The organism is Fibrobacter sp. UWS1, assembly GCF_002300445.1.
GTDB classification, from domain to species: Bacteria; Fibrobacterota; Fibrobacteria; order Fibrobacterales; family Fibrobacteraceae; genus Hallerella; species Hallerella intestinalis.
Genome location: NZ_NSGW01000001.1, coordinates 152,122 through 164,528, shown reverse-complemented (window position 1 = coordinate 164,528; position 12,407 = coordinate 152,122). Strand labels below are relative to the sequence as shown.

The window sequence follows — 12,407 nt, the reverse complement described above, 5'->3', positions numbered from 1 at the left end:
AAAGGAGTTTCCATGAGCGTTTTTGGGTGTAAATTTCATTCTTTGGCGATTTGTACGTTGTTGGGAGCGGGCGTTTTCGTTTCTACAGCGCAGGCTTCGCCGCAAATGGAAAAATTGGGCAGGGGACTTTCCGTGGCGAAAGCGGGCGAAGGAATGTTCGTGTGCTGGCGACTTTTGGGAACAGATTCTCCGCAGGCGACGTTCACGCTTTTTCGGGATGGCGCAGAGATTGCGAAAATCAACGGCTCCTCATCTACTTGCTATGCGGACAAGGCGGGGAGCCCAACAAGTAAATACACTCTTCAGGATGAAGCCGGCATCGTTTCTTCGCCCGCAATCGTCCTCGGGAATTATTACAAAAATCAATATGGACAAGCGGCCTACACGAACATTCCTCTAGATGTCCCCGCGACACTCACCATGCCCGACGGCTCGAAATGCACCTATTCTCCAAATGACATGAGCGTGGGGGATTTGGATGGCGACGGCGAATATGAACTGGTTCTCAAATGGGATCCGAACAATTCTCAGGACAATTCCAAAAACGGCTATACGGGAAACGTCTATATCGATGCGTATAAATTAAACGGCAAAAAACTTTGGCGAATCGACCTCGGCAAAAATATCCGGGCGGGAGCGCATTACACGCAATTCATGGTTTACGATTTGGACGGCGACGGCTATGCGGAAGTGGCGATGAAGACTGCGGATGGAACCATTGACGGCAAAGGAAAAGTTATCGGCGACGCGTCGGCGGACAATCGCTCTTCGGCGGGGACGATTCTTACCGGAAACGAATACTTGACTGTTTTCAAAGGCGAGAGTGGCGAAGAAATTACTACAGTGGACTACTTGCCCGCGCGTTCCATTCTGGAGCAATCGAAAAGCGTCGGACAATGGGGAGACGACTACGGCAACCGCTCGGAACGTTATCTGGCGGGAATCGCCTATTTGGACGGCATCCATCCGAGTCTCATCATGTGTCGTGGCTACTATACGGCTGCATACATTGTCGCCTGGGATTTCGACGGGAAAAATCTTACGCAGCGTTTTTATCACAAAAGCGATGTACCCGAACAGGGGCTTTATGGCGAAGGCAATCACAATTTGAGCATCGGCGACTTGGACGGCGATGGCTTGGATGAAATCGTTTACGGTTCCGCAGCATTGAAGCATGACGGCACTCTTTTGTATCGCACGGGATTCGGGCATGGCGATGCGATACACTTGTCCGATATGGATCCGGACAGGCCGGGATTGGAACTTTGGGATGTTCACGAGGAGCTGACTTCCGATTACGGATTTGAATTTCGCGCAAACGATGGAACCGTGATTTTTGGAGAAAAGACGGGAACGGACAACGGCAGGGGACTGGCGGCGGATATCGATTCCACGAGTCGGGGTTTTGAAATGTGGAGCACGGCAAGCGGCAATGTTTATAACGTCAAAGGGGAAGTTGTCGGCACGAACAAGCCCTCCATCAACTTTCGTCTTTACTGGGACGGCGACTTGCAAGATGAGCTTCTCGACGCTACGGGAAGCGGCGGCTCTGGCGGCAAAATCGAAAAATGGAATTCTTCGACAAAGGGCGTGGAGAGAATTTTGAATATCTATGACATCAACGGTTCCACGTTGAACAATTACACCAAGGCGAATCCCTGTCTTTCGGCGGATATTTTTGGCGACTGGCGTGAAGAAATCATCGTTCGTACGACGGACAATGCTTCTGTCAATATCATTGCGACCCTTGCCGAAACGCCGCACCGGGTTTACACTCTGATGCATGACAGGCAGTACCGCGAGAGTGTCGCCTGGCAGAATGTCGCCTACAACCAGCCTCCGCATTTGAGTTATTATCTGCCGGACAATGTGGGCGCGAATTTGAAGCAGCCCGATATTTTCACGATTTCCGCTATTGAAAAAGATTCGGTAAAATTCGTTTCGGTTTTTGAAGCGTCGGAACCGGATTCGGCAAGCGGCGGCTTTGTGGAAACGGACCATGCGGGCTTCTTAGGAAAAGGCTATTACAATTTTGAAAATGCGCTCGGCTCTTTTGCGACATATTCTTTGGAATCCTCCAAAGCGACGACGGCGATTTTGGCGATTGTCTATGCGAATGGCGGCACGGCTAACCGCCCAATGCAAATTGTTTTGGGCAAAAAAATGTATTCGGTGAATTTCCCGGCGAACTCGTGGGACATTTGGGACACCGCTTTTGTGGCTGTCGAAATTCCCCAAGGCGAATTTGATTTGAAACTTGTTTCCGCAACGGATGACGGTGGCCCGAATATCTGTATTTTCGCTTTCGATGTGGCGAGCGTCAGTAAGGCGTCTAGCGGCGAAACGACAGCATTGAAAAATGTCTATGCGGAATCTTTCAACGTGCGTTCCGGTATTTTACGGACAAATTATTCGGGAACGGTGAAAATTTCGATTTACGACATTCGGGGAAATCTTGTTCGGACGCAAATTTTGGATGTGCGTGCGGGAAGTAATGCTGTTTCCTTAAGAACCGAAAGTCTTTCAGCGGGAATGTATTGCGTGAAAGTTTCAAACGGAACGCGTACGCTCTCCATTTCGAAATTCTGGATTCGAGAAAAATAGGAAGTTTCTATGAATGCTTTGAAAAAATTTTTTGCGGCTCTTTTGACCGTGTGTTTGACGGCGACTTCCCTTTACGCCAAAGTGACCATTTACCTTTGCGGCGATTCGACCATGCAGGATTGGAAGGATGGCTATTACCCCAAGCGCGGAATCGGTCAGGAGTTTTCGTTCTTTTGGAATGCGGATGCGGTAACTGTCGTCAATAAAGGAGTCGGCGGTTTATATGCTAAAGGATTTTACGAAAAATACTGGTCGGAAATTTTGAATAATTTGCGCGCAGGGGATTTTGTCATTTTGCAATTCGGCATCAACGATCGCAGTTACAGTAACGAGAGCGAGTTTCGGGAAGCGACCACGCAGATGGCAAAGGAAGCGTTGGAAAAGGGAGCCACTCCGATTATTGTGAATCCGGTGCGTCGAAGCGATTTTCGCTATTCCTCTTCGGCGTTGACGGTGCCGGACTCCATTTATGAATCCTATCACGCCTATCCGATTATCGCAAGAGAAATCGCCGCCTCGTTGAATGTTCCGTTGATAGACATGGATACGCTTTCCCGCAATTATCTGCTTTCCGTGGGGCAGTTCTATGCATTGCGCTTTGTCAATCTTTATTTGAATGCGGGGGAGTATTCCACTTACCAGAATGGAAACTCCGACAATTTGCATTTGCAGCAGAACGGTGCCGAAGTTTTTGGAAGAATCATCACCGAGCAGATGCGCGTGCATCCGAATGCCGATGTTCGCAAACTTTCGGAATCGCTTGCCCCGATGTATGCGCTGAAAGTGAACGTAAGCCCGGAAGGTTCCGATTCGGCGACGACGATTTCGAGCTATTATCCGGCGGGTATGACGGTCACCCTCAAAACCATTCCGCAACCGGGAAAAACTTTTTTAGGCTGGTTCGACAGCGAAGGCAATAAACTTTCCAACTCGATAAGTTCCGTGCAATCGGAATATATTTGCACCATAAAAATGGGAGCAAAATCCACCGGCGTGACAGCGGTTTACGGAGGCGGTTCGTTCGTCCCTTACACGGGCAGCGAAGCCGCCTTGACGGATTTTCCCAAAGGAACTCCCAAAATTTTGGAAGACATCATTCCATCGGCGGGAAATTCGGGGGACAGCGTTTCCGCTTTTGACAAGAAAATTGCCAGATGGTTTGATGCCTCGGTTGCGCCAGATTCCTTTGATGTTGGCTGGAGCGAAAATACCAATGCGGGATTTACCGGAAATGGCTACTGGAATTTTGACAATGCGGTCAATACATTTGCCGATTATCGGATGGAATTTCCTTCGGCGGGTTATGTCACCATGGGAATCATTTATGCCAACGGCGGAACTTCTTCCCGGCGATTGAACGTTTATCTGGAGCATGATTACCATGTGGATTTCCCATCGACGGGAAGCTGGGAAAATTGGGACACCGCTTGGGTGAATGTGGATTTGGCTTATGGCGAGGAAACGCTCCGATTTATTTCGCTCACGTCGGATGGCGGCCCGAATATCGATGCCTTCGGCTTCAGTATTGACGGCGTCTTACGGAAAACAACGCCAAGCGATTCCGTGAAAGATTCGACGTTGAAAATTTCGCGCAAAATAGCAGCTTTGGACGCGGGCATTTCTCTTCACGGGAAAACTCTCGTGCTGAATCGCGCAGGAAGGGTTTCTGTCCGGCTTTTCGATTTGCACGGCAGGGAAGTGTGGAGGCGATCCTCGGAAATGGTGCGAGGAACTTCGGAATTGCCCATTCCCGAAAATTTGCCTGCGGGAATTTACCGGCTGGTTGTCCGCTTGGGAAACGAAACTTTAAATGCTAGTTGGCTAGAACTTGGGAAATAAAATGAAAAAGTGGATTTTTGGCGCGTTCTTCTTTTGCGTTCTCGTTGCGATTTCGATAAGCGAAACCCAGTCGGCAACAATTTATGTCGTCGGGGATTCCACGGTACAGAGCTATGCGGAAAAAGCCTACCCGCAAACGGGCTGGGGGCAAATCATCGGCAGTTTTTTCGATGCGTCTAAAATTGCGGTTTACAATGCGGCAATCGGCGGCAGAAGTTCGAAAACCTTTATTCAGGAAGGCCGCTTGAATGCGCTTGATGGGAAAGTAAAAAACGGCGACTATCTGTTTATTCAGTTCGGGCACAACGACCGCTATTTCGGGAGTAAAGAGAGGGAAGTTCCGTTTGATTCTTTGGAGTATTGGCTGAACCAGTATCTTGAAAAGGCTAAATCTTGGGGCGCGACGCCGGTATTGATTTCTCCGATGATGATGAACACCTATCCGCGCAACGTATTTTCGTCGAAGTATTCCTCGCGATCGGAATACGACGTTCGGGATTTGATGGAAAGCATGGCAAAGAAAAACGGCATTCCCTTTGTCGATTTAAATTACCGCTCTTACGTCGCCTACGGAACGGAGCTCTCAGCCGCTTATGTTTCTCGCTATCTCTTTAAATACTTCTTGGCGGGCGAATACCCGAATTATCCGACTGGCGTCACTAATGACGGGACGACGCATTTTCAGGCGGCGGGTTCGCTCGGTCATGCCGAATGGATTGTCGAAGAATTGGAGAAATCTGTCGGTGCGGAATATCTCAATGCCGCTTCCAAGGCTGCTATTGTCAAGCTCGTTTCAGCAGCGAAACCGCGCTACCGCATGACTGTGAACGCGAATGTTTCTGGCAATTCTGGCCTTATTACGCACAGCCAGGAGCTTCCCGGCGGAGCACCGCTTGTGCTGCATGTGAGTCCCGGCAGTTTCGGGAAAAAGTTTTTGCATTGGGTGGACGACGATTGTAATGTTCTCACGGATGATTCTAATTTTTACGGACAGAAAACCCTCTACCGGAATGCGACTTACACGGCGATTTTTGAAGGCGGTTCCGCTTGCGTTCCTCAAAGCCATACGGTCGAGGATTCCACATTTTACAGTTCTAGCAGCGTGGAAATTTCAAGCAGTTCCTCGCTTTCTCCCAGCTCTTCTGCGTCCAAGGCTTGTTCGGATTTGCGCGGAAACGTAATGTGGAAATCTCCCATCGATATGGTTTTCCCTGAAGAGGGAAATGGAACGACGGACACCAATCACGTTGGCTTTAGCGGACTCGGATTTTTCAATATTGAAAATCGGGAAGGCAGTTCAGCCGTTTTCAAACTCGTCTCGGAACAGTCGGCATCCAACGCCAAGCTGATGATTCGCTATGCGAACGGCAGCACCAATGCCCGCCCAATGAAAATCACCGTCGATGCGGGAACGTATGAGGTGGATTTTCCGCCCACGGCGAGCTTTGATTCCTGGGACAGCGTTGTCGTGGAAAACGTTTGGATGGATGCCTTGCCCTTTGACTTGAAAATGGAATCGCTGACTGCGGAAGGCGGCCCAAATATCGATATGATTGCTTTCGACATCGTCGGGGTTTATCGCGACGGTTGCTCGACCGCCCGCATGGAAGAGGATGACACTGCGAGACTCCGCAAAAATGCCGCGAGACAATTCGGCAGTTTTTCTCCCCGATTCCGTTTTGACGCGCTCGGAAAAATCCGCCAGCCGGACAAAGCGAAAAACGTTTACTTTACGCATTAAGGGAAAATGAAGCGAAAATCAAAGCTTTGGGATGAGTGCTTTTACTCGAAAGTCGCCTTATCGAATGTCAGTTATTAGTGGATAGGAATCGTCACCCCGAGGAACATGAGCACCGAAGCAATATGGATGCCGCATCTCCCTTTCTCTCCGTTCTAAGCACTCCTAACTTTAAACTCCCCACAGTTCATTCGCTTTTCCCTCGATGCCCTTTTCGGCAAAAGGCGAATCTTGCTAGGTCCAGTCGAGTCTTCCGTGAATTTCCCAATTCTTTTCTATATTTAGGCCACCTTTTCAAGGAGTTCACAATCATGATGACTTTGAAGCAAGAAGATCCGGCAATCTACGACCTCATCCAAGAAGAAGCCGATCGTCAGGAATACGGAATCGAACTGATCGCCTCCGAAAACTACACGTCCAAGGCGGTGATGGAAGCCATGGGTTCCGTCCTCACCAACAAATACAGCGAAGGCTACATCGGCAAACGCTATTACGGCGGCAATCAGGTCATCGACAAAATCGAAGCGATTGCGATTGAACGCTGCAAGCAGCTGTTCGGTTGCGACCATGTGAACGTCCAGCCGCTTTCCGGCTCTCCGGCCAATGCTGCGGTCTATTTTGCGGTTCTGAAACCGGGAGACAAGGTTCTCGGTCTCAAGCTGGACCACGGCGGACATCTTTCCCACGGTCATCCTGTGAATTTCTCCGGAATGCTTTATAATTTTGTCCAATACGAAGTGGACAAGGAAACCGGACGCATCGACATGGACAAAGTCCGCGAAATCGCTCTGCGCGAAAAGCCGAAGATGATTCTTGCGGGTTTCTCCGCTTACAGCCGCAATCTGGACTGGAAGCGATTCAAGGAAATCGCCGACGAAGTCGGTGCGCTCACCATGGCGGATATTTCGCATATCGCCGGCCTGATCGCGGGCAAGGCGATTGAATCTCCGGTGCCGTATTTCGACATCGTGACGACGACGACGCACAAGACCCTCCGCGGTCCGCGCTCCGCCATCATCATGTGCAAGGACAAGATGATTCAGAAAATGGTCAAGGGCGAACTCAAGGAAGTTTCTTTGGCAAAAGAAATCGACAAGGGCGTTTTCCCGGGAATGCAGGGCGGACCGCACGATCACATCACGGCGGGCAAGGCGGTCGCCTTTGGCGAAGCGCTCAAGCCGGAATTCCAGACCTATGCGAAGAACATCATCAAGAACATGCAGGCGATGGCCGACGAATTGATGAAACGCGGCTACAAAATTATTTCGGACGGAACGGACAACCATCTGGTCGTCATCGATATGACTTCCAAGAACGTTTCCGGTAAAGAAGCCGAAGTCGCTTTGGAAAAAGTCGGTATTTCCACAAGCCGTTCCACGATTCCGTTCGATCCGCGCAAGCCGATGGATCCCTCGGGACTTCGCGTGGGAACCGCAGCCATTACGACTCGCGGCTTTGACGAAAACGATTCCCGCAAAGTGGCCGACATCATGGATCGCACGATTCAGAACAAGGACAACGATGAAGCTCTGAAGGCCATCCGTCAGGAAATCGTCGATCTCTGCAAGGCTCATCCGCTTTACAAGTAAGGCGTCTTTTGCAATTCCAGAAAAGCATTCTGCAAAATAGCGGAATGCTTTTTCTATATTGTCCCCATGTCGTTTTGATGCGCTTTTAAAATTCGCGTTTGAGCCGACGAATGCGAATTTTCATTTTGGAAATTTTTGCCTTTGATACTCTTTGTGTTAGATACTCTTTGTTTTAGATGGCCATGAAAAAAAAGTTCTATATGCCGATTATTCTCGCTTGGATTTTGGGAATCCTTTCCGTTGCCTGTGCCAGAATGCCCGAATCCCCGCAGCATTACAATTTTGCAAATGCCAAAAAGCAGATGGATCGCATCTATTACGGCGATTTGCGAGTGACGGTTTACTGCGGATGCACTTATAAGAACAATAAAAAGCCGAACGAAATCGATTTTGAAAGTTGCGGATTTCAACCGCGAAAAAATGAGAATCGGGCGTCCCGCATTGAATGGGAGCACGTCGTGACCGCGCATAATATCGGAATGTCGCGCCAATGCTGGCATAAGGACGGCAAGCGCAGCGCCAGAAAAAATTGTGAAGAGACCGATCCGGAATTTGCTTTAATGGAAGGGGATTTGCACAACCTTTTGCCCAGTATCGGAGAGGTGAACGGCGACCGCAGCAATTTCATGTTTTCGCAATGGACAAATTCGCCAGAACCGATGTATGGCCGCTGCGAATCCATCGTGGATTTTAAAAACCGCAAGTTTCAGCCGCGAAAAGAAGTGCGCGGTATGCTCGCCCGGATTTCCTTTTATATGGAAAAAACCTACGGCATCACGATTTCCAAGGAACGCCGACGCCTATTTGAATCTTGGGATAAACTCTATCCGGTGAGCGCTTGGGAATGCGAACGAGACTTTCGCATATACAAAGTGCAGGGCGACCATAATCCGTTTGTATTTGAAAAATGCCGGGAAGCGGGGATTATATGACGACTCTAGATTTTTCCGATTTTTTTTCGTCTCAAAATCTGGGGGGGCTTTCCGCTTTTTCGGAATGGCGTTCCGGAATGCTGCACGTCGAAGGTCTTTCTCCAGCAGCGGAAGCCTTGATGGTCGCCGATCGTTTTGCCAAATATCCGCAGAGCATTTTGGTCGTCGTCGATGATTATCGGAACGGCGAAATCTGGATGCAGAATTTGCAAAGCCTTTGCGGCGAAGACAACGTCCGATTTTTTCCTGCGCTGGGAATCAAGCCTTACGAAGCAAAACTGCCGTTCGACGGCATTCTGGAAGAACGCTTGCGTTTTTTCAAGGCAGCGGCTGGGAAAAAGCCTTTTGTTGCAGTGTGTCCCATCGATTCCTTCTTGCTACGGATGCCGTCCGCAAAAATGCTGGAAAAGAAAAAGCTGGAATTTCATGTGGGCGATGTCGTCGATCCGCTTTCCCTGCGGAAAACTCTGAACGACCTCGGCTTTGTCGAGCAACCCGTTGTCGGCTCCGTCGGTGAATTTTCCATCCGCGGCTGCATTGTGGATATCAACCTGTTTATGTCGGAGCATCCCGTCCGCTTGGAATTTTTCGGCGACGAAATTGAAAGCATCCGCCAATTCGATATATTTTCCCAGCGTTCCATCGAGCGATTGGAATCGATAGAGGTTTATCCTCATGGCGAATTTACTTTGACGTCAGATGAAAAATCCCGGATTCCCCAGGAAGAAGACGCTTTGCTCTGGTGGCGGCGCGCGGAATTTGAAGAACTTTCGGCAAGCGTCCTGGATTATATGCCGGATGCGGCTCTCGCCTTCTGCGGCCTTTCCCATTTGGAAGAGCTGGCGGCAAAAATCGGAGCGTCGCAAATCAAGGCTTACGAAAAAGCCATCTCCTTTTCGCAGAAAGTTTCGGAACCGTCCGCGCTCTGGTGGCGTTTTGATGCGTTGCGAAACTCCATCGAAAAAAGAACTTCTCTGAATTTTACGCGAGCGCAGATGGATTCCTCGAACTGGATTACCATTTCCATGCGCCCCCAGACCAAAGGCGTCGAAGGAACGAACGGCCTGATTCGCGAAATCGAGAATTTTCATTCTTTGGGCGGGAAAATTTTCCTGCTCGCCCATTCGGAGGGAAGCGCGCAAAGATTGCAGCATCTTTTTGAAGAAGCGCCTCTGGAAGGAATTCTTGTGGGGGACATTTCGGAAGGGTTCTGGGCGGATTCGGAAAACGTGGCGTTCCTTTCGGAATCGGGCATATTCAACCGCACGGGAAAGCCGCGTCGCAAGCATTCCGTTTCGGGTTCCGTATCGGACGCTCTGCTTGTCGAATCGCTGAATCGAGGCGATTACGTGGTGCACGAGGATCACGGCGTGGGCCGCTACCGGGGACTTGTCCGCGAAAAAATCAACGGTGGCATGGTGGACTGCATCCTTTTGGAATACGCGGGCAATGACCGTTTGAAATTTCCCGTTTCGGACTTGCGAAAAATCGAGAAGATGCCGAATACGGAAGAGGGCTCGCCCGAGCTTGCCCAGTTGGGAACCAAGACGTGGGAACGCCTCAAGGAACGCGTCAAAAAGAAGGTCGTCAAAATTGCCAAAGAGCTGGTGCAACTTTACGCCAAAAGGGAACTCGTCGAAGGTTTCGCTTTTCCGCCGGATTCCCGAATGCAGCAGGAATTTGAAGCGGCTTTCGAGTTTACGCCGACGCCGGATCAGACTCGGGCGACCGCGGAAATCAAAGCGGACATGGAAAACAGCCGCCCGATGGACAGGCTGGTCTGCGGTGATGTCGGCTTCGGCAAAACGGAAGTCGCCATGCGGGCTGCGTTCAAATGCGTCTATTCCAAAAAGCAGGTCGCCGTTCTTGTTCCGACGACCATTCTGGCGGCTCAGCACTACGAAACTTTCCGGGAACGATTCGCCGCTTTCCCCGTGAACATCGCGCTTATCAACCGTTACAAAACCGCGACGGAAAAAAAGAAGCTTTTCAAGGAAATTTCCGAAGGGAAATTTGACATCGTCGTGGGAACGCATTCCCTCCTTTCCAACCAAAGTTCTTTCAAGGATTTGGGGCTTCTGATTATCGATGAAGAGCAGAAATTCGGCGTCAAGCAAAAGGAACGCCTGCGCGAATTGCGCTTGACCGTCGATACCCTCAGCATGAGTGCTACACCCATTCCGCGTTCCCTGCATCTTTCCCTTACCGGAGTCCGGGACATTTCCCTCATCAATACGCCGCCGATGAACCGCCTGCCTGTGGAAACCAAAATTTTGCAGCGGGATGACGCTGTTCTGGCCGAAGCGATTCACGACGAACTCGCTCGGGGCGGACAAGTCTTTGTTGTAAATGATCGCGTACAGAGCATTGAAAACCTCGCCGAAGATATTGAGGCGATGGCTCCCGGAGCGCGCGTTGCTGTCGCGCACGGTCAAATGGAGGATCGCGATTTGGAGCGGGTGATGGACGCTTTTGTCAAACGCCATTTCGACATTCTGGTCAGCACGACCATTATCGAAAGCGGATTGGATGTGCCCAACGCCAATACCATCATCATCATGAATGCGCACCATTTCGGCATTAGCCAGCTTTACCAGATGCGTGGGCGTGTCGGTCGCTCGGATGTTCTCGCTTACGCCTATCTGGTCATTCCGAAAAATGAAATCGTTTCCGCCGAATCCACAAAGCGATTACAGGCTTTGGAGCAGTTCACGGATTTGGGCAGCGGCTACCAGCTGGCCATGCGCGATTTGGAAATTCGTGGAGCGGGAAATTTGTTAGGCTCGGAGCAGCACGGCTTTATTTCAGAAGTCGGCTTTGAAACTTACGTCCGCCTAGTTCGGGAGGCTGTCGAAGAACTGCGTGGCGGTGGGGAAGGCGCTCCCAAATTGCAGCCCCGCGTCGAATTGCCCGTGGATGCGTTTTTGCCAGAAACCTACATCGCCGATGGCATTTCCCGCATTTCCATTTACCAGAGGCTCGCCAGAATTTCCAAGCAGGAAGATTTGGCCCCCTTGTATGCGGAACTGGAAGACCGTTTTGGTCCAGTCCCTCAGCCTGTCAAAATGCTTTTCTCCGTTTCGGAAATCGCTTTGGTTGCGGCAATGCTGCGCATACAAGGAGTCGAAGCCCGGCGCGGAATGCTCGTGTTCACTTTTGCCGAGTTTCCTCCGCCCGATCCCAGAAAGCTCGCGGAAATCGTTGCGAAATCCCCTTACACGATGCGCTATGTAGGCAACTCGCCTTTGCAAGGAGCGGTCGAACTCGCAACCCAGTCCAATGAAGAAATGGCGAACCGGGCTTTGGCATTTTTTAAGGCCATTTCTTCCGAAGCCGTTTGACGCATTCTAAACGCAAGCGGTGCCGCACTTGAAGATAAGTATTCCGTGTTACTTTGTTCAATAAAATTTTGAAAAAGGGGTGCCGCGATCTGCATTGCAACAAGAAATTCTGGATTTTAACAAACAATCTCACAATCGCAAGGAAGTGGACAAAAAATTCAAGACAGAGATTGGGACCGCTTAGTTGATGGCGCAATTTGTTTTGTCCAATGGTTGAAAAAGGGTTGCTTGCGACGAGCTTTCCCGAAAAGCCAAATAGCAAGAATCAAAGATTTGTACGGAAACAGGGAACGCGCATTTTTTGAGTGTAATAAACATTTGGTAATTTGTAATGTCATGTTTTGCCAAATCTCAAGATTTTTAA

At 50.0% G+C, this 12,407-nt stretch carries 6 protein-coding genes; all 6 read left to right on the top strand.

The window, feature by feature from the left end:
- Nucleotides 1-12 precede the first annotated feature (12 nt).
- Complete coding sequence (locus BGX14_RS00660) at nt 13-2,604, top strand: T9SS type A sorting domain-containing protein (RefSeq protein ID WP_095878778.1); 2,592 nt, start codon at nt 13-15, stop codon at nt 2,602-2,604.
- Between the two features lie 9 nt (nt 2,605-2,613).
- The gene (locus BGX14_RS00655; RefSeq protein WP_095878777.1) at nt 2,614-4,443 is read left to right on the top strand and encodes a GDSL-type esterase/lipase family protein; all 1,830 of its coding nucleotides are present in this window, start codon (nt 2,614-2,616) and stop codon (nt 4,441-4,443) included.
- A gap of 1 nt (nt 4,444) precedes the next feature.
- Nucleotides 4,445-6,184: an SGNH/GDSL hydrolase family protein gene (locus BGX14_RS00650; RefSeq protein ID WP_073304329.1), complete on the top strand. Its 1,740-nt coding sequence runs from the start codon at nt 4,445-4,447 to the stop codon at nt 6,182-6,184.
- A gap of 308 nt (nt 6,185-6,492) precedes the next feature.
- On the top strand, nt 6,493-7,770 hold the full coding sequence (glyA, locus tag BGX14_RS00645; protein WP_073304328.1) for a serine hydroxymethyltransferase: 1,278 nt from the start codon (nt 6,493-6,495) through the stop codon (nt 7,768-7,770).
- A gap of 182 nt (nt 7,771-7,952) precedes the next feature.
- Nucleotides 7,953-8,702, top strand: a complete 750-nt coding sequence (locus BGX14_RS00640) for an endonuclease (protein ID WP_198951118.1) — start codon at nt 7,953-7,955, stop codon at nt 8,700-8,702.
- A complete protein-coding gene (gene mfd, locus BGX14_RS00635) occupies nt 8,699-12,043 on the top strand; it encodes a transcription-repair coupling factor (RefSeq protein ID WP_233126354.1) in 3,345 nt (1,114 codons plus the stop codon). The genes BGX14_RS00640 and mfd overlap by 4 nt, the downstream gene beginning before the upstream one ends.
- Nucleotides 12,044-12,407 lie beyond the last annotated feature (364 nt).

Bases quoted from the DNA above. Each gene is read 5' to 3' on its own strand.
- BGX14_RS00660 (WP_095878778.1), top strand. From the start codon at position 13: ATGAGCGTTTTTGGGTGTAAATTTCATTCTTTGGCGATTTGTACGTTG.
- BGX14_RS00655 (WP_095878777.1), top strand. From the start codon at position 2,614: ATGAATGCTTTGAAAAAATTTTTTGCGGCTCTTTTGACCGTGTGTTTG.
- BGX14_RS00650 (WP_073304329.1), top strand. From the start codon at position 4,445: ATGAAAAAGTGGATTTTTGGCGCGTTCTTCTTTTGCGTTCTCGTTGCG.
- glyA (WP_073304328.1), top strand. From the start codon at position 6,493: ATGATGACTTTGAAGCAAGAAGATCCGGCAATCTACGACCTCATCCAA.
- BGX14_RS00640 (WP_198951118.1), top strand. From the start codon at position 7,953: ATGAAAAAAAAGTTCTATATGCCGATTATTCTCGCTTGGATTTTGGGA.
- mfd (WP_233126354.1), top strand. From the start codon at position 8,699: ATGACGACTCTAGATTTTTCCGATTTTTTTTCGTCTCAAAATCTGGGG.